Raw genomic sequence first — 25,537 nt, forward strand, 5'->3', positions numbered from 1 at the left:
ACGCCCTCCCCCTCCGCCACGCGAACAGCAGCTGCTGCTGTGGATCCCAATGATCCCAGCACCTGGGGTCGGGTTCCGCGCAACTCGGCCTGCCCTTGCGGCTCGGGCAAGAAGTTCAAGCATTGCCACGGGGCGATTGGTCAGGCCTGAACCTGACGCCCCCAGAGAGGCTCCATGCCCGAAACCACCCTGACGCGCCTTGAGCCGGATCAGTTTGACGCTGTGAATGCGATGATCCTGCGCTCAAAGGCGTTCTGGGGATATGATGCCGACATGATGGCGAAGATGGAGACGGTGCTGCGTCTCGATCCCGAAGCGGCCCGCCAGGGACGCGCCATCGCGGCCTGGCAAACCGGCGCTCCCATGGGGCTGGCCCAGATCAGCGCGCCCTATCACAGCGACACCGGTCTGGCCGTCATGCTGGACCTGTTGTTCATCGCACCCGAAGCGATCGGCTCCGGCCTCGGCAAACAGCTCTATGACTGGGCGCTGGAGCAGGCGCGCATGGCCGACGCCGTCACCCTGCACATCCTGTCTGATCCACACGCTCGCGGCTTTTACACCGCAATGGGCGCGAGCTTTATCGAGGATCGGCCGTCAAAGCTGATCCCGGACAGAACCTTGCCCTGGCTGGAGCACCGTCTGAGCTAGCCCAACACAATCATGGGACCTTTCGCGAATTCGGATTTCTTCTTACCGGGGAATTCTTTTGGCGCTAAACTCTCCTGAAAGGAGAGCGCCATGAAACACCTCATCGTCTGTTGCGACGGAACCTGGCAGACGCTTCGCCAGAAAACACCCACCAACATCTCTTTGATCGCGATGTATCTGCAAAACCAGAACGCGATCACACAGACCCCTCAAATCGTTTATTACGATAGCGGAGTGGGCGCCGCCTTCGACGCTGATGATGAGAATTTCTTTGATGGCGTTCAGGACAGTCTCACCCGCATGCTCGGCGGCGCCGTGGGAGACGGTCTGGAAGAAAAGATCTTCGACGCCTATCGCTTTCTGGCCTGCAATTACGAGCCAGGCGACCGCATCTATGTGTTCGGCTTTTCCCGAGGCGCGTTCACGGCGCGCTCCCTTTGCGGGCTGATCTATGCGTCCGGTCTGGTGCGTCGGGACCGTCTGGACAAGATCGATGAAGCCTACGCCATGTATCGCTCCAAGGAGGTCACGCCCTACAGCAAGGAAGCGCTGGACTTCCGCAAGAGTCAGGGGGCTCGCCAACCCATCGATTTCCTGGGATGCTTTGATACGGTGGGCATGAACGGCATCCCGAACCTGTTCAACAATTTGCCGTTTGACCGCTTTTTCAATCGCAGTCACGGCTTTCACGACTACAAGATCAATCACACCGTCAAGCGCGCGCGCCATGCCTGTGCGCTGGATGAAGATCGCAAACTCTTCCCCCTCACTCCCATGCGCCCGTCTGACCGGGCCAGCCCCGACCAGGTCAAGGAAGTCTGGTTTCCCGGTCACCATGGCGGCGTCGGCGGCGGCGAGATCGAGGGCCAGCCCTTTTCAGATTCAGCCCTGCTATGGATGGTGGCGGAAGCGGAAGCGGCCGGGCTCAGCTTTTCCAATGAATTATTCGAGCTGGCCGCACCCGACCCGATGGCCCGCATGATCAAGCCCAAAGGCTTGCAGAAGCTCGGCAACCGTGTCCGCAGCTTGCCGGAACCGTATGAGAGTGTACGGCTGCATCCCAGCGTGATCGCCCGTTATGCAGCGCAGAAGAACTGGCGCCCGGCCGCTCTCAAGCCGCTCTTTCCGCGCCTGGACAAATCCTCAAGGGACTGGGAACTGTCGAACCAATCCCCAGATGCGCCTTTGGAAGAGGACGCCGATTAGCCTTCGAGCAGGGACCGGCCAATCTGAAGGAACCGGTCGCGACGACGCTGCCGCAGCTCGGTCGGGGTCAGCCCGTCCAGGCTCGACAAGGCGGTTTCAATCGCTTCGCCTACCTTGCGGATGGAGCCCGCACGGTCGCGATGCGCGCCGCCGATCGGCTCTTCGATGATATTATCGATGATCTTGAGCTCGATCAGATCCTGTGCGCTGACCTTCATGGCGAGCGCCGCGTCTTTGGCGCGTGCGCCGTCTCGCCACAGGATCGAGGCGCAGCCCTCCGGCGAGATCACCGAATAGATCGAGTGCTCAAGCATCATGACAGTGTTGGCCGAGGCCAGCGCCACAGCGCCGCCCGACCCGCCTTCACCCGTGATCACGCTGACCAGCGGCGTGCCCAGCGTCAGGCAGCGCTCGGTCGAGCGGGCGATGGCTTCAGCCTGGCCGCGCTCTTCCGCGCCGATGCCCGGATAGGCGCCGGCCGTATCCACCAGCGTGACGACCGGAAGGTCAAAGCGCTCGGCCAGGTCCATCAGACGCATGGCCTTGCGATAGCCTTCAGGGCGCGCCATGCCGAAATTGTGCTTGAGGCGGGACTGGGTATCGTGACCTTTCTCATGGCCGATCAGAACCACAGGGCGCCCGTTCAGCCGGCCCAGACCGCCCAGGATCGCGTGGTCTTCGCCAAAGCGGCGATCGCCCGCCAGCTCTTCATAATCGGTCATCAGACCGGCGATGTAATCGCGCAGATGCGGGCGCTCAGGATGGCGCGCCACCATGGTCTTCCGCCAGGCGTCGAGCTTGGAATACAGCGACTTGAGCTGATCAGACGACTTCTGCCGCAACTTGGCGATCTCTTCCGCCGCATCAGGGGCGTCCTCACCGTTCCGGGACAGGACGCTTTCAAGTTCTTCAATCTTGGCGTCAAGCTCGGCGATGGGCCGTTCGAAATCGAGATAAGTGCGCGTGGTATCAGACATGGACGGTCCTGGTGGATGGGCCCTTATGGGAGGGCGCAAACTAATGGGCGCTCAAGCGCGACGCAATCTATGCACTGTTATGAGCAAATGACGGGCCGGTTTCACCCTTTTTCGGCTGTGTCATTGTGCGCCAATGGGTGCGCGTCCTGCACCAGCGCCTTCAGACGCGCTTCGAGCACATGGGTGTAAATCTCGGTCGTGGACACGTCAGCATGCCCCAGAAGGCTCTGAACGCTACGCAAATCCGCGCCATTGGCCAGAAGATGGGTCGCAAAAGCGTGACGCATGACGTGCGGGCTGACCTGTTGAGGATCCAGCCCGGCCTCCAGCGTCAACGCCTTGAGCAGCTGCGCAAACCGCTCCCGCGTCAAATGCCCATCCTTTGCGGTTCTGGACGGAAAGAGATAACGCGCGGCCCGGGCATGGCTCTGAGCAGCGCGCAATGGCAGATGCGCCTCGCGCTCAGCCTTGTAGGCGTCAACGGCCCTTAAGGCGCTATCGGTCAGCGGCACAAGGCGATCCTTGCCCCCTTTCCCCGTCACGATCAAACAGCGCTCAGTGCGGGCGAACGCGGTCAAGGGCAGGGTGACCAACTCACTGACGCGCAATCCGCCCGCATAGAGCAGCTCCAGCAAGGCTCGCAAGCGTGCCCCGTCCGCGCCCTCGACCCGCTCGGCCGCATCAAACAACGCCTCGACCTGTTGTTCACTCAAGACCTTGGGCAGCGGACGCGGTTTTTTAGGACCGGTCAGCGTTTTCGCCGGATCATCAGCCCGCAATCCCTCTTTGAGCAGAAAACGGTAATAGCGCTTCAGGGCGGACAGCCGACGCGCCGCGGTCGCAGGTGACAGACCGTCTGCGGCGAGGTCCGACAGAAAGCGCTCCACATGCGCCGTCTGCGCCTCTTCAAGGCCGACGCCCTGTGATCCCAGCCTCTGAGCCGCATCTTCCAGGTCGCGCCGATAGGCGTCGAGCGTATTGCGCGCCGCACCTCGCTCAGCGGCCATCATGTCCAGGAACAGGTCGATGGAGCGTGCGCTCACGCGGTATCCTCGATGACCCGAGCCAGAACATATTGCAGCGCCTGTCGCCGCAGACCCGCGTGATCGAGCGCCAGCATGGCCGCGGCGCACGTCTCCGCATCATCCGGATGGCGATCCAGCAAGGACGCAGCATGAAGCTGAGTCTCGCCCAGCGCCCCGGCGCCTGCCGCCAGCAATAACGGGCCGAAGGCGGGTGGGGTCACTCCGCTCTGACGCGTCAGGCCGGACAGCGCCTGTTGCAGCTCGCCTTGATCATCCGCGCCCAGCGACACCAGCCCGGCAGCCTGACACAGACGCTCCGGCGTCGCGTTCTCAAGTCGCGCCGCAAGCAAGGCCATGAAGCCGTCGCCCCGTACATCATCAAGAGCAATGGCGCGGGCGAAGTCGAGCGCGACCAGAACGCCCGGTGCAGGCGGCTCCCATTCCGGCGCCGCTTTTTCGGACTCCGGCCCCGGCGCCACGGCATCCCCGTCCAGGGTTGGCAGTCCGCCCAGATCCGTCATTGGATCAACCTGTGACGCTTGGGAAGGTGGTGGCGCGGGCGGCCCGTCCATCAGGGCTTCGCGCCAGCGTTCAGCCGCATTGAGGTCGTCCACGGCAAGTGCTGCGAGCACAAAATGGACGCCATGCGCCAGAGTGTTCTCGGTAATTGGCAAGCTGGCCACTTCCGGACCGAAGGTCAGGGCCGCCTCCATGAACAGGCCCTGCTGGGCCGCGTCCGACAAGCGGATCGCCAGGGCTTCCGCGGCGATCTCGCGATCAAGATCCTGGCCGATCAGGGCCCCCAGCGCCGCGGCGCGCTCCGCCCCCTCCAGGGTGACCGCAGCTTCCAGCGCTTCGGGCAGTGTTTCCGGCAAGGCGATCGCCGGCCCGGTCCGTTCCGCCGCCAGATGCAGCCAGACCGGCGCCTCCTCATGCGGGATCAGCCGCACGCCCGGCGCCAATGCTTCCATCAAGGTCAGTTGCAAGGCGGTCCTGGGTTGAAAATCGTCCGGCGCAGCTTGGTCGAGAACCAGAGCGTCAAACAGCGTATCGAAATTGGGGCTCTGGGCCTGGGCGCGGGCGAGTTCAGCGGTCAGCTCTGCAGCCGGAATGGCGCCGTTCAGCGCCAGGCAGCTGGCGCGCAAACGCAGCCAGTAAGCCGCATCCCGCCCCTCCAACAGTGCATCAGCAGCCCGACAGGCTTCCTGAGTCCGGCCCATGGCGAGCGCGGTTTCAGCGAAGACACGCGACAGCGCGTCTGATTCGTTCACGCGCGGGGTGCGGGACAGCAGCTCATAGACGAGCTGGGCGCGGCCGGCCGATAGCGCGCGATCTGCACGTTTGGCCGCCAGCCGAAAATCATCATCCGCGCCCTGAGGCGGTTCGCCTGACGACCTTAAAGCCGCCAGAGCCAGGCGCGCCGCTGCGGGGCTGGACCAGCCCGGACTGGCGCGATCAGGCAGGACCGACAACGCCCCATCAAGCGCACCGGCGTGCCCAGTGCTCCAGACGGTGTCCGGCAGGACCGGGTCCACGCCCACTTCAAACGGATTGACATCCCCCAGCTCGACCACCTCGATCTGGCCGGTCGCCGGTTGGGATTGAGCGAATGCCGACCCGCCCGCCAGAATGCTGGCGGCCAGCAGCACGGCTTTAATCGACGAGCGCATCAGTCACCTCGACACGCACTTGTTCAGGCGTGGGTGCATTGGCGTCCGCAAGTCCCAACAGAGCGATAAAGCCGCCGATGATGATCACCAGCCCAACGCCCAGGCCGATCAGAATGGATTTCATGATGGTCCCTTTTCCGTCTCGCTTGCCCCTGAACCTACACTAAAGCAGCCGATTGCGGCGTTTTCCAGACGTGAGCAGCGATTGCTCGCCCGTGCAGCATTGGCGTATAGCCTTACAGTGTGATGACAAATTCTGACAATCCGCCTGTGCTGAGCCGTCATGTGGCGCTCGTTGGCCTCATGGGCGTCGGTAAAACCACCATCGGCCGCCGGCTGGCCCGACGACTGACCGCCGCGTTTCGGGACGCCGACGAAGAAGTCGAGCGCGCCGCCGGTCGCAGCGTGAGCGAGATCTTCACCGATTTCGGCGAGCCCGCCTTTCGCGATGGCGAACGCAAGGTGATCGCCCGCCTGCTGGAAGAGCCTGAACCGATGATCATCGGTCTGGGCGGCGGCGCTTTCATCAATGAGGAGACCCGTGCGCTCATCAAGCAGCAAGCCATCTCGATCTGGCTGCAAGCCGATCTGGACGTTCTGGTTGAACGCGTCGGACGCAAGCCGGGCGCGCGCCCGCTTCTGACCCAGGGCGATCCCGCTGAAATCATGGCGCGGCTTGAACGCGAACGCGCGCCGATCTACGCCCAGGCTGACATTGTGGTGGACACGTCCGTGGGCAGCCATGAACAATCCGCCGACCAGGTGCTGGACGCCCTGGCGCAGTATCAGGATACGAATGCCGAATGAGCGTCTTACGCGTGATCGAAGTCGAGGCCGCTTCCCGAACCTACGAGGTGGTGATCGGGCGGGACGCCCTGTCGAGCCGCGCCGACCGGCTCTCAGTCCGCGCGCCGCGTGGTCGGGCCGTCGTCGTGGCGGACACGGCAGCGCTGTCCCATCACGCCACGCGCCTGCATCAGGCGTTCGACGCCGCCGGCCTGGGTCTTGAGATCATCGAGATCGAGGGCGGGGAAGGCGCCAAGACCTGGACCAGCCTTGAGTTCCTGTGTGATCGGCTGCTCGCGCTTAATGTCGAACGCTCCGAACCGGTAATCGCCTTTGGGGGCGGCACGGTGGGAGATCTGACCGGGTTCGCGTCGGCCATTCTCAAACGCGGCACGCGCTTCATCCAGATCCCCACCACGCTTCTGGCCCAGGTCGATAGCTCGGTCGGCGGCAAGACCGGCATCAACACGAGCCATGGCAAGAACCTGATCGGCGCGTTTCATCAACCCGATCTGGTGATCGCCGACACGGCCTTTCTCGACACCCTGCCCCGGCGCGAAGTGCTGGCGGGCTATGCCGAGATCGTCAAGGCCGGCCTGATTCAGGACGCTCCGCTGTTTGACCGTCTGGAAACGCAGGGCGTGGATGCGGTGACTGGCGACGGTCTCGTCCAGGCCATTGCAGACGCGGTCGCTTTCAAGGCGCGGATCGTGGCGGAAGATGAACGCGAGAGCGGCGTGCGGGCGCTGCTCAATCTGGGGCACACCTTCGGGCATGCTTTTGAGGCCGAAGCGGACAAGGGCGCGTTGATCCATGGCGAAGCGGTGGCCTGCGGCCTCGCCCTCGCCTTCCGTTATTCCGCGCGGCTGGGCGCCTGCTCATCCAAGGACGCCGAGCGTGTAGCGCGCCATCTTCAGACCGTGGGGCTACCGGCCCGCATTTCCGAACTGCCCGGCGGGCCCTATGATGCGGCCCGCTTGCTCTCGCGCATGGGTGATGACAAGAAAAATTCAGGCGGCGCGATTACCTTGATCCTGGCGCGCGGGATCGGCGACGCTTTCATAACGCGCGAGACGGATCGGGATGATCTGGCGGCGTTTTTGTCCAGTGAGGTTGAGGACTGATGACTTTCGAACCATGGATGGCGTGGACCGGTTTCGGCATTTTGTGCCTTCTGGCCTTTTCCGGGTTCTTCTCAGGCTCGGAGACCGCCCTCACCGCCACCTCCAAGGCGCGGATGCTGACCCTTGAAAAGGAAAAGGATCATCGCGCCCGCCGGGTGAACCGTCTGATCGATGACCGCGAGAGCCTGATCGGCGCGATCTTGCTCGGCAACAATCTCGTCAACATCCTGGCCGCCTCACTGGCCTCGGCCGTGTTCCTCGCCATGTTCGGCGAAGCCGGCGTGCCCATCGCGACGCTGGTGATGACCTTGCTGGTGCTGATCTTCGCCGAAGTGCTGCCCAAGACCTATGCGCTGTCCAATCCAGACCGCATGGCGCTCTTCGTCTCCCTGCCGATCCGCATGTTCGTTCTGGTGTTCGCGCCCGTCGTCGCCGCCGTTCAATGGCTGGTCCGGGTGACGCTGCGCATACTGGGTCTGTCGGTGGAAGGCCCGGTGCTGTCCGCCCATGACGAGATTCGCGGCCAGATCGACCTGCACCACCAGGAAGGCGGCGTGGTGAAAACCGACCGCGACATGCTGGGCGGCGTGCTCGACCTGCGCGAGCTGACGGTGGATGACGTGATGGTTCACCGCAAAAGCCTGATCATGTTCGACATCGACCAGCCCGCCGAGCAGCTGGTCGCTGATGCCTTAAGCTGCCCGCACACCCGTTTGCCGCTGTATCGCGACGACACCGAGAACATTGTCGGCATCCTGCATGTGCGCGATCTGGCGCGAGAGCTTCACAATGCCGGCGGCGACGCCAGCAAACTCGATATCGAGGCGATCAAGCGCGAACCCTGGTTCATTCCCGAAACGACCGAGCTGCTCGAACAACTCACCGCCTTCCGTCAAAAGCGCGAGCACTTCGCCCTTGTGGTGGACGAGTATGGCGCGCTGATGGGCGTTGTGACCCTAGAGGACATCATCGAGGAAATCGTCGGTGAGATCGAGGACGAGCACGATGTCACCGTCGAGGGCGTCACGCCCCTGCCAGATGGCTTCATCCTGGTGGATGGCGGCGCGCCGGTGCGCGATGTGAACCGGGCGCTCGACTGGGAACTGCCCGATGACGAGGCCGTCACGATCGCCGGCCTTGTGATCCATGAAGCCCAGACCATTCCTGAAGCCGGGCAGATCTTCCGCTTCCATGGGGTTCAGTTCGAAATCCTCGAGCGTCGCCGCAATCAGATCACCCGCATGCGCCTCAAGAAGGAACCCGAGGCGACCGAGGATGACGATTGATCAGGCGGCTTCGCCGGGTGTGCGGGCCATGATAGCCAAGGCGTGAACCTGGACTTTCAGTAGTTCATCAAGGGCCTGGTTGACGAGACGGTGGCGCTGGACGCGGGTCTGGCCTTCAAAAGCGCTTGAGACGATCTCGACGGTGAAATGGCTTTCCCCCGCCCTCGCCTGCTCGGAATGACCGGCGTGAAGCGCGCTGTCATCGGTGATGACAAGGCTTTGCGGAGCCAGCGCCGCGGTCAGGCGATCCTCGATTTGCTGCTTTACGCTGGACATTGTCATCCTCTGTTTATTGTTCAGCAGGCCGGTGCGCCCCATACTTAGGCACATGGATGGCGCTTACAAATATCGACCGCGGTTTAAAGACATCCGCATCAAGCCGCCCAAGAACGAGGCGAAGCAGGATGAGAAGGTGTGCGAGCACCCTCAATGCCGCGCCAAGGCGACCGCGCGTGCGCCCAAAAGCCCCGCCAATCGCAGCGAGTTCTACTGGTTCTGCCAGTCCCACGCCGCCCAGTACAACAAGGAATGGAATTTCTTTGAGGGCATGAGCGAGGATGCAGCCAAGGCGCACGCCGAGGCTGATTTCTATGGTCACCGTCCGACCTGGAGTTTCGCATCCGGGTCTAGCGCACGCCGCGCGGCGCAAAAGGCCAGCCAGAGCTTTGAAGAGGGCTTCGTTGATCCGTTCGACCTGTTTGGCGACCGTCCGCCGCCAGGTCAGGAACGCGCCCAGCGTGAATACGAAGACCCCAATGCCGGCATGGGGCGACTGCAGAAGCGGGCGCTCGATACCCTCCAGCTAGACCCCAAGGCCGACAAAGCCGCCGTCCGTCGACGCTATGCCGAGCTGGTTCGCCAATACCACCCGGACTCCAATGGCGGCGATCGGTCGATGGAAGAGCTGTTGCAGAAGGTGGTCGAGGCGTATCAGATCCTCAAAAGCTGCGGCATGGGCTAACCTGTCCAAAGCTTAATCTGACGGACAGGAAGCTGAAAGGTGACCCCGGTCATTTTCCCTGATGAACACTGGGGAGGACCACATGCTCATCTCATCACTTGCACTTTCGCTCGCCCTGTCGAGCTGTCCATCAAACGCACACTGCCTGGAAGACGACAATCTGTTGGCCGTCTCGACCAGCGCCGAGCGCGCCGAACTCATCCTGTCCGCCATGCAAACCGCTGAAACCCGGTTTGCCGATGTCTTCGAGCGCATGCCGGAACTGACCGCCGTCGTGGAAGACAGCTCTGAATTTCCCGGACTGGCGTCCGAACTCGATGCCCAGGGCTATACCGTCAAACCCTGGGTCTCGCCCCAGGCCATGCGCGCCCAGCTCGAAGCCCAGGTCCGTCCCGCGGTCGAAGCCCAGATGACGGGATCGCCGCAAGCGGTGATCGACGCCACGATCGAGGCGGCTCTCGCCGGTCGTGTCGAAAACAACAACAAGGTCCGCCATGGCGAAGCGATCATCGCCCATGAGCTGGGCCATATGTGGGTGCGCGATCTTTATGACTGGCCGGCGGTCGATCTGCAGGGCGCACGCGCCTATGGCGCGGCCGCGGCGCCGGACTGGTTTGATGAAACCGCCGCCGTGCTGATGGAAAGCGACGCGCTGACCGAAAGCCGCCGCGCTGGTCTGTGCGAAACGACGCCGGATGATCTGAGCGCACAGTTCGAGCGTTATTTCACCATGGAGCATCCGCTGCTCCAGCTGGCCTCCCTGGCCGCGGACCGCGCCGCGGCCGCTGCGGCGGCCGAAGGCGAGGACAGCGAGGGCCCGCGCATCATGGTGATGTCCGGCGAGGCGCTGGCCGCCCAGGGCGCGGACATGATCGGGGCGGAACAGTTTTACGGGCTGACCCGCGCCCTGATCGATTATCTGACCGAGACAACCGGATCCGAAGCCGTGTTTGGCGACCTGGCGGAAGCACTGGCGACCGGGCAGAGCTTTGAAGACTGGCTTGCCGCCAATACGCAGGGCTTGCCCGACAACCGCCCGGCCCTGACCGAAGCGCTGTCATCCCGTGTGGCGGAGAACTGCGCCGCCTGACCGGTCTCACCTGATTTTGTGTACTGAGGGGGAGTGGCGACAGGGCTTTGACGGGCTATGTGTGAGGCTTATGGTTTGTGCCGACCCTGTCGCGCCGCAGCAAAGAGCCTTTCCGCGTATGACCGACGATACCCTGATCAGCCTCACCCCCGACACCAAAGCCGATTGCCAGGCCCTGTTTGGATTTGATCCGGGGTTCGACGTCGCCGCCTTTTCCGAGCGCGACGACCATGTGCCGGACATCGACCCCACCTATGTGTTCGATCCGGCCACAACGCGCGCCATTCTGGCCGGTTTCGCCTTCAATCGTCGCGTCATGGTTCAGGGCTATCACGGCACCGGCAAATCCACCCATGTGGAACAAGTGGCGGCGCGGCTGAACTGGCCGATGATCCGGGTCAATCTCGACAGCCATGTCAGCCGGATCGACATGGTCGGCAAGGACGCCATCGTTCTGAAGGATGGCCAGCAGATCACCGAATTCCAGGAAGGCATTTTGCCTTGGGCTGTCCAGCGCCCGGTCGCGCTTCTGTTTGACGAATACGATGCGGGTCGCCCCGATGTGATGTTCGTGATCCAGCGGGTGCTCGAAGCCTCAGGCTCCCTGACGCTGCTGGACCAGAACCGGGTGATCCGCCCGAACCCGAATTTCCGCCTGTTCGCCACCACCAATACGGTGGGACTTGGCGATACGACCGGCCTCTATCACGGCACCCAGCAGATCAACCAGGGCCAGATGGACCGCTGGTCGATCGTGTCCACGCTCAATTATCTGCCCGCTGAAACCGAGCGCGAAATCGTCGCCGCCAAGCTGGGCGAGCAGGGCAAGACCGAAGCGGGCGCAAAGATGATCGCCGACATGGTCGCGGTCGCTGATCTGAGCCGAGAGGCTTTCATCAATGGTGACCTGTCCACCGTGATGAGCCCGCGCACCGTGCTGACCTGGGCGGAAAACACCCAGATCTTCGACAATCCGGGCGTCGCCTTCCGGCTGACCTTCCTGAACAAGTGCGATGAGCTGGAACGGCCGATCGTGTCGGAATTCTATCAGCGCGTCTTTGGCGAAGACCTGCCCGAGAGCGCCCTGTCCTCCGGCGCCGCAGCCTAAGGGCGATCAATGTCTGACGGTTCGTCTGCAGACCAGTTCCGGCGTGCGTTGAGCGCGGCCACCCGCGCCATGTCCCATGAGCGCGAGCTGGACGTGAAGTTCGGCGGCGATGCCGCACTGGCGCGCGGCAAGGTGGTGCTGCCCAACCCGCCCGAAAAGATGACGACGGAGGATGCGGCGCGTCTGCGCGGCAAGGCGGACGCGCTGGCGCTGAGGCTGCAGCTTCACAACTCCAAATCCCACCAGTCCGCCCTGCCCCCCGGGGCCCAGGCGCGCAAGATCTTCGACGCGGCCGAGCAGGCGCGTGTGGAAGCCATCGGCGCACGCGCCATGCGCGGCGTGGCGGACAATCTTGATGCGGCGCTGTCAGACCGGTGCCGTCGCGAGGGCTGGAACCATGCCGAGGACCGGCAGACCGCCCCGCTCGAAGACGCCATCTCCATGCTGGTGCGTGAGCGGATCACCGGTCGCCCCGCCCCCGAGGACGCCAAGGGCCTGATGAAGGTCTGGCGCGAGGACCTTGAAAGCCATGCCGGGCAAGCGCTGGATGCGCTGGCGGGCGCGGCGGATGATCAGGGCGCCTATGCAGAAGCCCTGCGACAGGTCATTCGCGATCTCGACCTGTCAGACGAGCTCGGCGAGCATGATCAGGACGAGGACGACACCGACGACAGCCAGGACGATTCCGGCGTCGAGCAGGAGCCTGAAGCGGGCGAAGACGACACCGATAGCGACCCCGATCAGGGCGAGGATGAGGAAGACGCCGCCGACGCCAAGGGCACGGCGGCCGATACCGACGACATCCACTTCGCCGAAGACAGCCAGACCCGGGTCGAGGCCGATGACGAGCCCAGCGACACCCAGCAATCGGCCAAGCCCAACTGGGTCAGCCCGCCGGGCGAGGATCCCAATGCCTACAAGGTGTTCACCGACAAGTTCGATGAGGTCATCCAGGCATCTGATCTATGTGACTCCAATGAGTTGAACCGTCTGCGGCGGACGCTGGACCAGCACCTCAAAGGCCTTGAGAGCGCGGTGGGGCGTCTAGCCAACCGGCTGCAGCGCCGCCTGATGGCCCAGCAACAGCGCTCCTGGTCCTTCGATCTCGAGGAAGGGCAGCTCGATCCGGCCCGTCTGCCGCGCATCATCATGGATCCGATGATGCCGCTAAGCTTCAAGATGGAGAAGGACACCGACTTCCGCGACACGGTCGTCACCTTGCTGCTGGACAATTCCGGCTCCATGCGCGGTCGCCCGATCCTCGTCGCCGCGGCCTGCGCGGACATTCTGGCGCGCACCCTGGAACGCTGCGGCGTGAAGACCGAGATTCTGGGCTTTACGACCCGCGCCTGGAAGGGCGGCCGCTCCAAGGAGGAATGGCTCAGCGAAGGCAAGCCGCCCAATCCGGGCCGGCTCAATGATCTGCGGCACATCATCTACAAAGGCGCGGATGCGCCCTGGCGGCGGTCCCGCTCCAATCTGGGCCTGATGCTGCGCGATGGCCTGCTGAAGGAAAACATCGACGGCGAAGCCCTGCTCTGGGCGCACAAGCGCTTGCTGGCCCGTCCGGAACAGCGGCGGATCATGATGGTGATCTCAGACGGCGCCCCGGTGGATGACGGCACCCAGTCAGCCAACTCCCCCGCCTATCTCGAAAAGCATTTGCGCGAAGTCATCGCCATGATCGAGAACAAGTCCGATGTGGAATTGCTCGCCATCGGCATTGGCCACGATGTCACGCGCTATTATCGCAAGGCGGTGACCATTGTGGATGTGGAGCAACTGGCCGGGGCCATGACCGATCAGCTGGCCGCTCTGTTTGAAGAGGACAAGCGCCGCTGACACGTGCATAATCCGCAACCAGTCCGCGCAATTGAACTGGGGGTTTGCATGCTTATCCGTCTCGGCCTGTCACTGTGCCTGTGTCCGCTGCTGATCGCCTGTGGCGGCGGGGGCGAAGCACAAACCACATCGGATCCCGCCAACCTTGTAGTGACACCGGTCCCGCTCTTCCCCGATGATCCGGGGCGGACCCGTCTGGGCGGTTTGCGCTATCTCGGCGGCGTGGCGCTCGCCCTTGAAGATGAGCGGTTCGGCGGATGGTCCGCGCTCGACATTTCTGAAGACGGCGAACGCCTCCTGGCGGTCTCTGATCGCGGCTACTGGATGACCGCGTCCATTGCCTATGACGGCGCTTCGATCACGGGTCTTGAGAGCCTGTTGATTGTTCCGATTCTGGATGAAGCCGGAGAGCTGCTGTCCGGCAATCGCGCCGATTCCGAAGGTCTCGCCCCGTTGGGCCACGGCGCATATGCCCTCAGCTTCGAGCGGGAGCATCGCGTCTGGCGCTATGATCTGGGTGCAGACTGGAGCGGCGTGAGCGATGCCCGGCCCAGTCCGATGAACTCTCCCCTTGAAACCGAAACCCTCTCCAACAATGCCGGCATGGAAGGCCTGGCAGTGGTTGGCGACTGGCTCTGGTCAGCTCAGGAACACACCAGCGGTGATGCGCCCGTGCACATCTTTTCGCGCACGCCGCTGAACGCGCCAGAACTGACGCGGGCTACCTACCAGGTGGCGATGGAGCCCGAGTTCGGCGTCACGGAGCTGGACAGCGATGGCGATGGCGGGCTGTACATCCTGCAGCGCTTCTGGGCGCGTGATGTGGGCAATCGCATCCACATCCTGCATCTGGGCGCCGATCAGATTGCGAACGCGGCGAACCTGACCGAGCTGCAGCCCGAATTGATCGCCGCCATCGAGCCGGACACGATGACAGTGGATAATTTCGAGGGCATGACCATCGAAGAGATCGATGGCGAAACCCGCCTCTTCCTGATCTCCGACGACAACTTCAATGACAGTCAGCGCACGCTCTTGCTGAGCTTCGCGATCGAACCGCGCGACTAGCGCTCTGACAGACCGGCAAAGAAAAACGCCCGCCGTTTCCGGCGGGCGTTGTTTCTCGCGTCAAGACGTGCGCGGCTTAGGCAGCCGCCGCAGCTTTCTTCAGCTCGCGCTTGATTTTCAGCGCGTTGCTGGAGAGCTGCTCATCACGAGCTTTCAGCAGGAATTGGTCCAGACCCCCGACATGGTCGACGCTACGCAGCGCTTTGGCCGCGATGCGCAGACGGAAGGAGCGGCCCAGGGCCTCAGACGCGAGCGTCACCTGACACAGATTCGGCAGGAAGCGACGCTTGGTCTTGTTGTTGGCGTGAGACACGTTGTTGCCCGAAACCGGACCCGTCCCAGTAAGTTCGCAGCGGCGCGACATGGCTTCCACCTTGTTCCACAACAGTCGTAAAATTATATGCGACCGCGAGAGGGAGAACCCAAGATGCGGCGCGAGAGCGGGCGATGTACCGGGCTGGGTGGCCTGCGTCAAGGCGCAGCCGCATAGAAACTGGCGTTCATCTTGCAGACAGACCGCGTTAGATAGGCTGAGCCGACCGGCTGGGGCCAGAGGAATTTGAGTTTTATGCTGACTGTGTCCAAACATGCCCGCTACGCCCTCGCCGCACTGGCGATGGCGGGTCTGCCCGCAACGGCCGACGCGCAAAGCGTTGAACCGCCTGAACACCTGTATGTGCAGTATTCGGGGTCGGTTCTGATTCTGAAGGTCGCCAATATTTCCCTGACCGCCGGCTTTAATGACGGCGTGTATTCCGCCGGCGCCACGTTTGAGAGCGGCGGCCTGCTGCGCTGGTTCGACGACACCAATATCGAGGCCACGTCGAACGGTTATCGCCAGCCTGAAGGGCTGAGCCCCTATCGCTATGAGCATATCAACCACGCCAGCAACAAGGGGCGTGTGGTCGGCATCAACTTTGATGAGGGCGTCGCCATGCCTGACGTCCAGCCGCCCTTTGGCTCCATGGGTGAACCGCCCGCGACCGATGAAGAGCGCGCCGGCGCGCTTGACCCGATCTCGACGCTTCTGAGCCTGATGACCGGTCTGCCCAATGATGAGCACGGCGTGTGCGAAGGCCGGTTGCCGGTGTTTGACGGCAAGGCGCGTTACAATCTGCGGCTGAACAATCTGGGTCTCGATGATGTGCGCACCCGCGCCTGGTCTGGTGAGGCGATCCGGTGCCAGGCCTTTATCGAACCGATCAGCGGCTATGATAACGGTGATCGCCCGGATGAAGACGAGACCGCGCGCCCGGTGATCATCTGGCTTGCCCCGGTAGATGGCGTGAATGTCCCCGTGCGGTTCCGGGCCCAGACACAGATCGGCGCCATCACGATCCAGGCCACGCAGCTATATGCAGGCGACGCTACGCAATAAGCCGCATCCTCTTTAAGGTCCGGACTCAATCTCGCTGGAGAGCGTCATGACGCGCGCCCGCGCAGGCGATAGTCGTATCGCCGCGATCCTCGGCCCCACCAATACGGGCAAGACCCATCTCGCGCTCGAGCGCATGATGGCGCACGGGACGGGTGTGTTCGGCCTGCCGCTGAGACTTCTGGCGCGGGAGCTCTACGACAAGGTGGTCAAGGCCAAGGGCCCGGCTTCGGTCGCCCTGATCACAGGCGAGGAAAAGATCGTCCCGCCCACCGCGCGCTATTTCCTGTGCACGGTGGAGGCGATGCCGCTGAACATGCGGCCCGCCTTCCTGGCCGTGGACGAGATCCAGCTCGCAGCCGATCCCGAGCGGGGCCATATCTTCACCGACCGCTTGCTGCATGCCCGCGGCACGCAAGAGACTCTCTTTCTGGGCGCCGCGACCATGCGGCCGATCCTGCGCCATCTGATCCCCGATGCCGAGATCGAGGAGCGCGAACGCTTCTCCACCCTCAGCTATGCGGGCACGAAGAAGCTCACGAAACTGCCACGCCGGTCAGCCATCGTCGCCTTTAGCTCGGAGGATGTGTATTCCATCGCCGAGCTGGTGCGTCGTCAGCGTGGCGGCGCCGCCGTGGTTATGGGCGCGTTGAGCCCCCGGACCCGGAACGCCCAGGTCGAGCTTTATCAGTCTGGTGAAGTGGACTTCCTCATTGCGACCGACGCCATCGGCATGGGCCTGAACATGGACGTCGATCATGTGGCCTTCGCCAGCTACACCAAGTTTGACGGGCGCAAGCGTCGGCGACTCTTCCCTCAGGAAGTAGGCCAGATCGCCGGCCGCGCCGGACGTTTCCGGTCCGATGGCACATTCGGGGAAACCGCAGACGCCCGCCCCCTCGACCCCGATGTGATCGAGCGAGTGGAAGATCACGAGTTCGAGCCGATCAAGAAACTGACCTGGCGCGAAAGCCATCTGGATCTGAGCTCGCTCGACAATCTGCGCTATTCGCTGAACGCTCCCTCCCCCGATCCCGTGCTGGAACGGGTGCGCAGCGCATCAGATGAAGATGTGCTCGACCTGGTCTCGCGTGACCCGGATGTGCGAGAGCGCGCCGCCGCACGCGGCGGAACGGCGCGGCTTTGGGATGTGTGCCGGACGCCGGACTTTCGCAAGACCAGCCCGGACGACCATGCGCGCTTGATTTCAACGCTTTACATGCATTTGACCAGTTCCAAAGGCTATCTGCCCGATGCCTGGCTGGATGCACAGTTAAGCCGCCTGTCCAAGACCGCCGGAGACGTGGATGCGCTGGCGCAGAGACTGGCCTATGTGCGCACCTGGTCTTACGCGGCGCACCGGAAGGACTGGACAAAAGACCCTGAATATTGGACGAGCCGTACCCGAGAGGTTGAAGATCAGCTCTCCGATGCGCTTCATGAGCGTTTGACCGCCCGCTTCATCGACCGCCGCACGAGCGCGCTGATGAAGGGGCTGCGTGAGAAAACCGATTTGGAAGCCGGGCTGAACCGCCTGGGCGAGGTCACTGTGGAGGGCCATTTCGTGGGACGATTGAACGGGCTGAGCTTTGAAGCCGACGCCGCGGGCGAACCGCTGGCGCGCCGGGCGGTGGCGAACGCCGCAATGAAGGCGGTCCGCCCCGAAGTGAACCGATTGCTCTCCCAGCTCTCCCAGGCCGAGGATGCAGAGCTGACGCTGGGCGAGGATGGCGTGCTGAGCTGGAAGGATGACCCGGTCGGACGTCTTCAGGCTGGCGGCGACCCGTTCACCCCCTCTGTCGCCCTGATCGGCGGGGAGCTCGGTTCGAGCGAACTGATCGCCCAGGCGGAAAAACGACTGATGGATTTTGCAGCCAGCCAGGCTGAAACCCGTCTCGAGCCACTTCTGAACCTTCGTAAGGCGCTCAAGGAAGACGGCAAGCTCGACGGGCTCGCCCGCGGCGTCGCCTATCAGCTGGTGGAAAGCTTTGGCGCCATGTCGCGGATCAAGCTCGCTGACGAGCTGGCGGCGCTGTCTGTTCCCGAGCGGCAATCGCTGCGCCGCGCAGGCGTGCGGATCGGCGAACACGCCGTGTTCATGCCCGCCCTGCTCAAGCCGGGCGCAGCGCGCCTTCTGTCCATGCTCAAGGCCATTCATGAAGGCGATATCGAACGCGCCGTGAACCCGCCGCCCGGGCTGACCAGCATTCCCAATGATCGGCGCTACACCCTGGCGGATTACGCCGCCGCCGGTTTTCAGCCGTGCGGACCGCGCGCCGTGCGCCTGGACATGCTCGAGCGCCTTGCGGACCTCATTCGCGAGCAGCGCTCTGAAAACAAGGAACGTCGCTTTGAACCCAATGCGCCCATGACGGCGCTGCTGGGATGTTCGAACGACGATCTGCGTGAAGTGCTCAAGGCGCTCGGCTATCGCCGCGTCCAGAAAGCCGCAGAGGATCAGCCCGAATTGTGGGCGGGCCGCTCGCGGTCGACCCAGCGCCCGGCCCAGCCCGGTCAGAAGCCGCCGCACGCAAAAGGCAAGGGCAAGGGGCTGCGCAAGGACGCTCAGAAATCCCGGCCTCAGCCTGCCAAGGACAAGCCGGTTGATCCCGATTCCCCCTTCGCTGCCCTTGCCGCCCTGGAGCTCGAACAGCCCAAGCCCGCCAGCCAGAAGCGCCGCAAGCCGCGCAAGAAGCCCAAGGACAAGTCCGCCGAGACCCCGGCGGAGACGGCGCAAGACGAACACAAGCCCGCTGACGCCCCGACAGCCGATCCGTCAGCGTCCAGCCCGGACGCTGGGGCTGCGCCTATAGAGGCTCCGGCCGCTTCAGATACGGCGAGTGCTGACAAAGATCACTCATGAGTGATCACGGCGACTCCATGCGTTGCGATGTGTGGCTGTTCCGCACACGCTTTTACAAGTCTCGGGGTCTGGCCGGACAGATGGTGGAAAAGGGCGCCGTCCGGATTGATCGCAATGGCAAGGTCGTACGACTGACCAAGCCCGCAGCGCCTGTCCGCGCGGGCGATTGTCTGGTGATCCGGCGCGATCCCGACCCGGTACGGCTCACCATATTGGCGCTGCCAGAACGACGTGGACCTGCACCCGAAGCCCGGTCATGCTACAGCCTTGAAACCGAGTAGCGCTTATCTTTTCTGGATCGATCATGTTTGAAACCTTGAAACGCCTCTTCGCCGGATCCGAGAGCCCTCAGGAGAGATCCCTGAGCCCTGAGCTCTCCACCGCTGTCCTGCTGGTGGAAGCGGCGCTCTCTGACGGCATTTATGCTGATGTGGAAGAGGCAGAGATCATCACGGTTCTGTGCGCCGGATTCGGGCTGGAGAAAGACCGGGCTGCCGAACTGCTCGACGAAGCCGAAGACCTTGCCGAGCAGGCTGTGGATCACCACCGCTTCACCCATGTGGTCAAGCAATTACCGCGTGACCAGCGGCTTTCCATTCTTGAGGATTTGTGGCGCGTGGTGCTGGCAGATGGCGAGCGCGACGCCCATGAGGACGCCCTGATCCGGCGCCTGGCGCCGCTGCTGGGCCTGTCCGATCGTGATCGCGCCCAGGCGCGTCATGCCGCCTCGGGCCGTTGACAAACGGCTCCCGGGGGGCCATGTCCCCGCCAACTTTCTGTCTATCATCCTTATTCCGGGACCGCCTGCGCGATGACCTATATCGTCACTGACGCCTGTATTCGCTGCAAATTCACCGATTGCGTGGAAGTCTGTCCGGTGGACTGCTTCTATGAAGGCGAGAACATGCTCGTCATTCATCCCGATGAATGCATTGACTGCGGCGTCTGCGAGCCGGAATGTCCGATCGAGGCCATCAAGCCCGACACCGAGGATGACGCAGACGGCAAGTGGCTGGCGTTGAACTCCAAATACGCGACCGAGTGGCCCAACATCACCGTTCGCAAGGATCCGCCGGCGGACTACAAGGAGTTCGAGACCATCACGAACAAGCTGGAGAAATACTTCTCCGAAAAACCGGCTACGTGAATCTCTGAACGCCTTCAAAATCTTAGCAATCCGTTAACCGCCTTCCGGGGGCGGAATGATCGCCGCTGCGCATCAAGTTGAGTTTTTGTAGTTTTTCTGTTATGGTCTTTGTCTTCGGTGAGCGCAGATGCGCGTATTCCGGGACAGCAACCGCCTTGATGTAACTGTTTCACAAAAAGCCCGGCCGCTGGTCTTCAAGCAAGATCAGAGCGGGGCTTTGCGCGGTCCATTAGACCCCGTCACCATGATCAGTTCGGCAGGCTTTGGACGAGAGGGCCTCGTATGACCAAGAAATCCGCCAACGATAATAAGACGTTCAAGAAAAGCGACTATGTGGTCTATCCAGCCCATGGCGTGGGCCGCGTTGTGGGCGTCGAAAAAGAAAGCGTCGCCGGATATGATATCGAGGTCTATGTCGTTTCCTTTGAACAGGACAAGATGACCCTTCGCGTTCCGACCGCGAAAGCCACGGCCGCCGGCATGCGTCCGCTGGCCAGCGACGATGTCCTCAAGGATGCGCTCAAGACCCTGAAGGGCAAGCCCAAGGTCAAGCGCACCATGTGGAGCCGCCGCGCCCAGGAATACGAAGCCAAGATCAATTCGGGCGACCTGATCTCCATTGCGGAAGTCGTTCGCGACCTGCACCGCCAGGAAGATCAGCCCGAACCGTCCTATTCCGAGCGTCAGCTTTATGAGTCCGCGCTGGACCGCATGGTCCGTGAAGTCGCCGCCGTCGAAAAAGTCGACCGCGAAAAAGCGCTGGAAATGCTGACCACGACCCTGACGAAAAAGGCCGCGTAACAGGCCGACAGTCGTCAGCATACGAATTGTGGACACCCCGTCAGACGGTTCTGGCGGGGTGTTTTGCATTCCACCCCAGCGTTTCGTGAACCATTACATCCTTGCGTGATCCAGACTGGCCATCGCCTCGTATAGACTTGGGAACAGATCAAAGGCCCATGCGAAACGAAAGCGAATGTGATGTCACACTCAGCCCCGACTCGCTCCGCCCCGGCGCGGTCCGCAGACCCTGACCGTCGCTTCATGAAGCAGGCGATGGACGCCCCTCTTCTTGAACGCGAGGAAGAACTCGACCTCGCCACCGCGTGGAAGGAAAAGGGCGACGAAGAGGCGCTACATACGCTGACGACGGCCTATATGCGGCTCGTGATCTCCATCGCCGCCAAGTTTCGCCATTATGGCCTGCCTTTCCCCGATCTGGTCTCTGAAGGCAATATCGGACTGATGCAGGCGGCAGCGCGCTTTGAACCGGAGCGGGAAGTGCGCTTTTCGACTTACGCCACCTGGTGGATCCGCGCCTCGATCCAGGATTATGTGCTGCGCAACTGGTCCATCGTTCGGACCGGCACCACGGCGGCCCAGAAATCCCTGTTCTTCAATCTTCGCCGCCTGCGCGCCCTCATCAAGGACACCAGTTCAGGCCAGCTGACGCCTGAACACCGCGCCTATGTCGCGCAGGCCCTGCGCGTGGGTGAGGATGATGTGGAGAAGATGGCGAGCCGTCTGGCCGCCGTCGACCGCTCGCTCAACGCCCCCTTCTCAGAAGATGGCGAGGGGGAATGGCAAGACCTCTTGGCCGACGAGAATCCAGATCCGGAAACCCTGGTGATGGAAGATCGAGATCAGGCGCAACGGGCCCAATGGCTGGGCGAAGCGCTGAGCCGTCTGAGCGAACGCGAGCAGCTGATCATCCGCGAACGCCGCTTGGGTGAAGACAGCGTCACGTTGGAAAAGCTGGGTGAACGCCTGGGCATTTCCAAGGAACGTGTGCGTCAGGTCGAGCATCAGGCGCTCAAGAAGCTCAAGCAGTATCTCACCGAAGTGGTGGGCGACCCCGAGGAAGCCGGCCTGCTGCCCACCGATTAGGGTCAGGGCAGCGATACCGGCGCCGGCGCATCGATGATCTCGATCTGCGCCGGGCTTGCGACGTGGATCATCGGGCCGTTTTCGTCGTAGAGCCAGCCGCGCACCCGTATGTGAGCCCCATCCAGAGTTGCAGGATCGTAGAGCCCCTGTTGCTCAAAGCGCTCACGGTCTTGCCGATTGAGGCTGACCGTAAAATCGGTGCGCCAGTTCGAGCCGAAATTGAGATAGAGGCGTCCATTGCGCGCCTCGCCCACCGCAACCACGCGGCCTTCGATGATCTGGGCGCTGTCGAGATGTTGCGCCAGGGGATCGGGGTCCGGCGAACGGATGAGAAAGCCCCCCTCAGCCCAACCGCCCCGATCCGCCGAACGCGCCTCGGCTTCCAGCTCGTAGAGCAAGGCTGAACGCATTGCGGCCGCAGGCCGAGGCCAGACTATGGCCCAGCCCGCCTTTACCATTTCAGCGTCCAGATAGACCGTCTGAGACCCCCGGTTGAACATCGCCAGCACAATGGGCCGATCATACCGGTCGGGTCCCGCTTCGGTCTCAACGAGACGCAAGGCGTCGCCCGCTTCGTCCAGCAAGGACTGCAAAGCCAGCCGAGACGCATCGCTCTCCCCGCCCCGAATACCGGCCAGAAGCGCGTAGACACGCTTCCCTTCCGCATTCTCATAAAGGAAGCCATGCCCTGTGCGTGCGCCCAAAGCCTCGACCGGTTCGACCGGTCGGGCTTCAGGCGCCCGACAGGCGGACAGGCAGATCAGAACCAGCGTCAAACACGCGATCCATCTCATGACACACCCCCCAACAGGGGAATATACTGCCCGCCAGACTTTTAGAGGCCAAGCCTAGAACCGTGCGTTCATACGCAGCCAAGCTCCGGCGCCAGCCCCAGGGATGCGCTCGCCGACCGGCACGCCCAGCCCCGCATTACGGTTATAGCCGCCCAGATGGTCGCGATAGGGCTGATCAAGCAGGTTCTCGACCCCCGCCGAAAGGCGCACGCGCTCGGATACATCCCAGTGGCCGTAAGCGTTCAAAAGGACGTGCCCCGGCGTTTCCGCCTCGTTGTTCTCACGCGACACCCGGTCCTGCTCGGCCACCATCAGGGTTTCAAGGCTCACGGACCAGACCGCCTGCTGATAGGTCGCGCTGAGCCGCAGAGAGGCCGGTGAGATGCGATACAGGTCATTATCCACATCCTCGCGTTCCCCGCGCATATAGGTCAGAACGCCATCCACACGCCAAGCCTGGGTCAGCACCAGTCCAAAATCTGCATCCAGCCCGTAAAGCCGCGCGTCCACATTGGAAAATCGCAAGGGCGTAGGGTCGCCATTCATCGCCGAAACCATCTCTAGCGGCGTATCGGCGACGCCGGGCGTAATCGGTTCGGCCGGAACCCCCTGAATGTAATCCTCGACCCAGCTGACATAGGCCGTCGGCCGCAGATAGGCGCGGGCATTGGCGAAATCGAAGCCGACTTCAAGACTGGTCGCGACTTCAGGTTCAAGATCAAGCGAGCCGACATAGGTGTTGCCATCGGCCAGCCCGCCCGACGCTGTAATCGGCAACCAGCCATAGCGCTCGACCTGTCCGCCGACCCGGGATTTGCGCGCCAGCGCTCCGCGCATGGTCACGCTGTCAGAGACGGGACGGGCGATCCGTACGAGACCATCCAGCGTCACATCATCCCAATCGCGCTCGGCTCGGGTGAATGTCAGAGCCAGCATGCGCGGCCCCATGGGCAGCGCCGTTCCCAGCCGGGGCTCACCGGCTTGGGCGTCATGCGCATCCAGACGCAGACCCGCATAAAGCTCATAGCCGGCCGCCGGTCCTTCCCATTCGGCATAAACACCCGTTCGCGCCAGCTCCACGTCCGGGAACGGCGTAACCTGGAAATCAGGGTTCATCGGATTGGTGATTGTGGTGTCATGGCGGATATCAGCGCGGTCCAACCCCACACGGGCCACTCCGCCCTGGAAAGCCCGGTCTGCATCCAGGCTGAACCGGACAGTCTCAGAGCTCGCAAGGGTCTCACGCTGACGCATGGGCATGGGCGCCGGACGCAGATCGAAATTGTTCATGGCGTGATCAACGCGGGCGTGTTCCGCCGACACAGAGACGCCCCAGCCGCCCCATTGCGTGTTCAGGCCCAGACGGCTTGTGGACGTATCCATGAAGCGAATGTCCATGGGAAAGGGCGGATTGCCGGTCGGACCGCCTTCCTGGCGGCGAAAATCCGCTGTCAGCTCGGTCCGGGGCGCCAGGCGCACGCCATAGCCGAAGCCGTACACATCCCGCTCATGGCCCGTCCCGACCAGTGTTCCGTAAGGGGTATCGCGATCCTCACCGCGTTCTGTCGACGCAAGTAGCTCGAACCGTTGACGATCTATCGCGAGACCGGCCACCCCGCCAATCGCATGACTTTCATCCACGCTGCGCACGACCGTGGTGAGGTCGCCCTGGAGCTCCGGACGAGCGGTCTGAGCATAATCGATATGCTTGAAGACGGCGTTCACGCCAGCGCTCAGGGACGGGCCCTGACTGACCGGCGCCGGGCCGCGCGTCACTTCCAGACGGTCCAGCAAGGGCGCTGGCGCATAATGTAGCGGCGGATCCATGAGGTTCGGCCCGCCTGAATGAAACGCCTGCCCATCCAAACGCACTGCGATGCGCGCGCCGTAAAGACCGCGATACTGGACCTGGCCAGAGAGCGCGCCGTTATTGACCAGCGCAGCGCCCGGAAGGCGAGCCGCCAGGCCGGCGGCATCTGGCGCGGTTGCAGGCGCCAGATCGAGGATGACCGCATCCTGATCGGATGTGAGTGCGGACTGGCCGGTTACGGTGATGACATCGACCCAGCGCGGGTCCTGATCCGGCGCAGCTTCACGGGCGACGGCAGCGGAAGACAGCGCCAGTGCGGAAACGCTGGCGAAAAACAATTTGGTCATGGAGTTTCATATCTCAGAACAGATCACGCGCTTGCCATTGCAAGCGCCCAAACGCGCAGGAAGCGCGGCGGTGAGGGGATCAGTTCTGGAACGGCGGGGCGCGCAAACCGACCGGCGGGCCAGCGGGTTGGCGCGGACTGGCCTGATCGATGCGCAAGGCGTGCGCGTTGGCCGTCTTACGCACGACCCCGATGATCGGTTTCGCGATATCTTGCAGGACCGCAGCCTGCCCCAGGGCGCAGGCCACACACTCAGACGCGTCATATTGCGAAAGCGGCTGGGGCTCTTCCAGACCCGTCAAGGCCACCAATTCGGCGATCTGCGCCCGGGCGGCGGCATCCAGCGCCACCTGGCCGCACATGTATTGCGCCGCGTCAAACCCGGCGGCGTACGCCGTCGTCGCGAGGGGCGACCATAGCGCCTGCAGGACCACGAGCGCGGCGGCGACGCGGATCAGGACCGGATGAAAGCAGCGTAACATAATAACGCTATAGGGCAGGCCCGCGCGTTTGGGAAGTGG

General features: G+C 63.0%; 27 protein-coding genes. 18 read left to right on the top strand and 9 right to left on the bottom strand.

Annotation, left to right across the window (positions count from 1 at the left end):
• The 3 genes from RBA95_RS11720 to RBA95_RS11730 all read left to right on the top strand — a co-directional run.
• Nucleotides 1-150, top strand: a 150-nt coding sequence (locus RBA95_RS11720) for an SEC-C metal-binding domain-containing protein (protein WP_371933611.1), incomplete at its 5' end; no start/stop codon positions are given.
• Between the two features lie 24 nt (nucleotides 151-174).
• Nucleotides 175-651 carry a GNAT family N-acetyltransferase gene (locus RBA95_RS11725; protein ID WP_306017050.1) on the top strand — a complete coding sequence of 159 codons (477 nt, stop codon included), beginning with the start codon at nucleotides 175-177 and terminating at the stop codon, nucleotides 649-651.
• Between the two features lie 90 nt (nucleotides 652-741).
• Nucleotides 742-1,857 carry a DUF2235 domain-containing protein gene (locus RBA95_RS11730; protein WP_306017051.1) on the top strand — a complete coding sequence of 372 codons (1,116 nt, stop codon included), beginning with the start codon at nucleotides 742-744 and terminating at the stop codon, nucleotides 1,855-1,857.
• Here RBA95_RS11730 and RBA95_RS11735 read toward each other — a convergent pair.
• The 4 genes from RBA95_RS11735 to RBA95_RS11750 form a co-directional block, all read right to left on the bottom strand.
• The gene (locus RBA95_RS11735; protein ID WP_306017052.1) at nucleotides 1,854-2,834 is read right to left on the bottom strand and encodes an acetyl-CoA carboxylase carboxyltransferase subunit alpha; all 981 of its coding nucleotides are present in this window, start codon (nucleotides 2,832-2,834) and stop codon (nucleotides 1,854-1,856) included. The genes RBA95_RS11730 and RBA95_RS11735 overlap by 4 nt on opposite strands.
• A 101-nt stretch (nucleotides 2,835-2,935) precedes the next feature.
• Nucleotides 2,936-3,877, bottom strand: coding sequence for a site-specific tyrosine recombinase XerD (locus RBA95_RS11740; RefSeq protein ID WP_306017053.1), 942 nt, complete (start codon nucleotides 3,875-3,877; stop codon nucleotides 2,936-2,938).
• Complete coding sequence (locus RBA95_RS11745; protein ID WP_306017054.1) at nucleotides 3,874-5,529, bottom strand: hypothetical protein; 1,656 nt, start codon at nucleotides 5,527-5,529, stop codon at nucleotides 3,874-3,876. Before RBA95_RS11745 ends, RBA95_RS11740 begins: the two co-directional genes overlap by 4 nt.
• A complete protein-coding gene (locus RBA95_RS11750; protein WP_306017055.1) occupies nucleotides 5,513-5,653 on the bottom strand; it encodes a hypothetical protein in 141 nt (46 codons plus the stop codon). Before RBA95_RS11750 ends, RBA95_RS11745 begins: the two co-directional genes overlap by 17 nt.
• Before the next feature lie 122 nt (nucleotides 5,654-5,775).
• Here RBA95_RS11750 and RBA95_RS11755 point away from each other — a divergent pair, with 122 nt between their 5' ends.
• The 3 genes from RBA95_RS11755 to RBA95_RS11765 are packed head-to-tail and all read left to right on the top strand — an operon-like array spanning nucleotide 5,776 to nucleotide 8,725.
• Nucleotides 5,776-6,336 (top strand): shikimate kinase, encoded by a 561-nt coding sequence (locus tag RBA95_RS11755; protein WP_306017056.1) that lies wholly within the window; start codon nucleotides 5,776-5,778, stop codon nucleotides 6,334-6,336.
• Complete coding sequence (aroB, locus tag RBA95_RS11760) at nucleotides 6,333-7,439, top strand: 3-dehydroquinate synthase (RefSeq protein WP_306017057.1); 1,107 nt, start codon at nucleotides 6,333-6,335, stop codon at nucleotides 7,437-7,439. The genes RBA95_RS11755 and aroB overlap by 4 nt, the downstream gene beginning before the upstream one ends.
• A complete protein-coding gene (locus RBA95_RS11765; protein WP_306017058.1) occupies nucleotides 7,439-8,725 on the top strand; it encodes an HlyC/CorC family transporter in 1,287 nt (428 codons plus the stop codon). Before aroB ends, RBA95_RS11765 begins: the two co-directional genes overlap by 1 nt.
• Here RBA95_RS11765 and RBA95_RS11770 read toward each other — a convergent pair whose 3' ends face one another.
• Nucleotides 8,726-9,001, bottom strand: coding sequence for a BolA family transcriptional regulator (locus RBA95_RS11770; RefSeq protein WP_306017059.1), 276 nt, complete (start codon nucleotides 8,999-9,001; stop codon nucleotides 8,726-8,728).
• A 136-nt stretch (nucleotides 9,002-9,137) separates the two neighbouring features.
• Between RBA95_RS11770 and RBA95_RS11775 the strand changes: the two genes are divergently transcribed.
• The 5 genes from RBA95_RS11775 to RBA95_RS11795 all read left to right on the top strand — a co-directional run bounded on the left by RBA95_RS11775 (nucleotide 9,138) and on the right by RBA95_RS11795 (nucleotide 14,794).
• Entirely contained in the window at nucleotides 9,138-9,686 is a 549-nt protein-coding gene (locus RBA95_RS11775; protein ID WP_306017060.1) for a J domain-containing protein, read from the top strand.
• Nucleotides 9,687-9,768: 82 nt separating this feature from the next.
• On the top strand, nucleotides 9,769-10,776 hold the full coding sequence (locus tag RBA95_RS11780; RefSeq protein ID WP_306017061.1) for a hypothetical protein: 1,008 nt from the start codon (nucleotides 9,769-9,771) through the stop codon (nucleotides 10,774-10,776).
• 118 nt (nucleotides 10,777-10,894) lie between these two features.
• Complete coding sequence (gene cobS / locus RBA95_RS11785; RefSeq protein ID WP_306017062.1) at nucleotides 10,895-11,884, top strand: cobaltochelatase subunit CobS; 990 nt, start codon at nucleotides 10,895-10,897, stop codon at nucleotides 11,882-11,884.
• Nucleotides 11,885-11,893: 9 nt separating this feature from the next.
• Entirely contained in the window at nucleotides 11,894-13,726 is a 1,833-nt protein-coding gene (gene cobT, locus RBA95_RS11790; RefSeq protein ID WP_306017063.1) for a cobaltochelatase subunit CobT, read from the top strand.
• 48 nt (nucleotides 13,727-13,774) lie between these two features.
• Nucleotides 13,775-14,794: an esterase-like activity of phytase family protein gene (locus RBA95_RS11795; protein ID WP_306017064.1), complete on the top strand. Its 1,020-nt coding sequence runs from the start codon at nucleotides 13,775-13,777 to the stop codon at nucleotides 14,792-14,794.
• Nucleotides 14,795-14,870: 76 nt separating this feature from the next.
• Here RBA95_RS11795 and rpmB read toward each other — a convergent pair whose 3' ends face one another.
• Nucleotides 14,871-15,158 (bottom strand): 50S ribosomal protein L28, encoded by a 288-nt coding sequence (gene rpmB / locus RBA95_RS11800; RefSeq protein WP_306017149.1) that lies wholly within the window; start codon nucleotides 15,156-15,158, stop codon nucleotides 14,871-14,873.
• Nucleotides 15,159-15,362: 204 nt separating this feature from the next.
• Here rpmB and RBA95_RS11805 point away from each other — a divergent pair, with 204 nt between their 5' ends.
• The 7 genes from RBA95_RS11805 (at nucleotide 15,363) to RBA95_RS11835 (ending at nucleotide 22,066) form a co-directional block, all read left to right on the top strand.
• Entirely contained in the window at nucleotides 15,363-16,172 is an 810-nt protein-coding gene (locus RBA95_RS11805) for a DUF3108 domain-containing protein (protein WP_306017065.1), read from the top strand.
• 46 nt (nucleotides 16,173-16,218) lie between these two features.
• The gene (locus tag RBA95_RS11810; protein WP_306017066.1) at nucleotides 16,219-19,032 is read left to right on the top strand and encodes a helicase-related protein; all 2,814 of its coding nucleotides are present in this window, start codon (nucleotides 16,219-16,221) and stop codon (nucleotides 19,030-19,032) included.
• The gene (locus tag RBA95_RS11815) at nucleotides 19,029-19,313 is read left to right on the top strand and encodes an RNA-binding S4 domain-containing protein (protein WP_306017067.1); all 285 of its coding nucleotides are present in this window, start codon (nucleotides 19,029-19,031) and stop codon (nucleotides 19,311-19,313) included. Before RBA95_RS11810 ends, RBA95_RS11815 begins: the two co-directional genes overlap by 4 nt.
• A 23-nt stretch (nucleotides 19,314-19,336) precedes the next feature.
• A complete protein-coding gene (locus RBA95_RS11820) occupies nucleotides 19,337-19,771 on the top strand; it encodes a TerB family tellurite resistance protein (RefSeq protein WP_306017068.1) in 435 nt (144 codons plus the stop codon).
• Nucleotides 19,772-19,843: 72 nt separating this feature from the next.
• Entirely contained in the window at nucleotides 19,844-20,179 is a 336-nt protein-coding gene (gene fdxA / locus RBA95_RS11825; protein WP_306017069.1) for a ferredoxin FdxA, read from the top strand.
• Between the two features lie 282 nt (nucleotides 20,180-20,461).
• Complete coding sequence (locus tag RBA95_RS11830) at nucleotides 20,462-20,980, top strand: CarD family transcriptional regulator (RefSeq protein WP_306017070.1); 519 nt, start codon at nucleotides 20,462-20,464, stop codon at nucleotides 20,978-20,980.
• Between the two features lie 180 nt (nucleotides 20,981-21,160).
• A complete protein-coding gene (locus RBA95_RS11835; protein ID WP_306017071.1) occupies nucleotides 21,161-22,066 on the top strand; it encodes an RNA polymerase factor sigma-32 in 906 nt (301 codons plus the stop codon).
• Nucleotides 22,067-22,068: 2 nt separating this feature from the next.
• On the opposite strand, the gene RBA95_RS11840 is transcribed toward RBA95_RS11835, so the two are convergent.
• The 3 genes from RBA95_RS11840 to RBA95_RS11850 form a co-directional block, all read right to left on the bottom strand.
• On the bottom strand, nucleotides 22,069-22,860 hold the full coding sequence (locus RBA95_RS11840) for a thermonuclease family protein (protein WP_306017072.1): 792 nt from the start codon (nucleotides 22,858-22,860) through the stop codon (nucleotides 22,069-22,071).
• 54 nt (nucleotides 22,861-22,914) lie between these two features.
• Nucleotides 22,915-25,017, bottom strand: coding sequence for a TonB-dependent receptor (locus RBA95_RS11845; RefSeq protein WP_306017073.1), 2,103 nt, complete (start codon nucleotides 25,015-25,017; stop codon nucleotides 22,915-22,917).
• Nucleotides 25,018-25,096: 79 nt separating this feature from the next.
• Nucleotides 25,097-25,498: a hypothetical protein gene (locus RBA95_RS11850; protein ID WP_306017074.1), complete on the bottom strand. Its 402-nt coding sequence runs from the start codon at nucleotides 25,496-25,498 to the stop codon at nucleotides 25,097-25,099.
• Between the last annotated feature and the right edge of the window lie 39 nt (nucleotides 25,499-25,537).

The sequence above is a fragment of the Oceanicaulis sp. MMSF_3324 genome (genome assembly GCF_030733545.1).
GTDB lineage: Bacteria > Pseudomonadota > Alphaproteobacteria > Caulobacterales > Maricaulaceae > Oceanicaulis.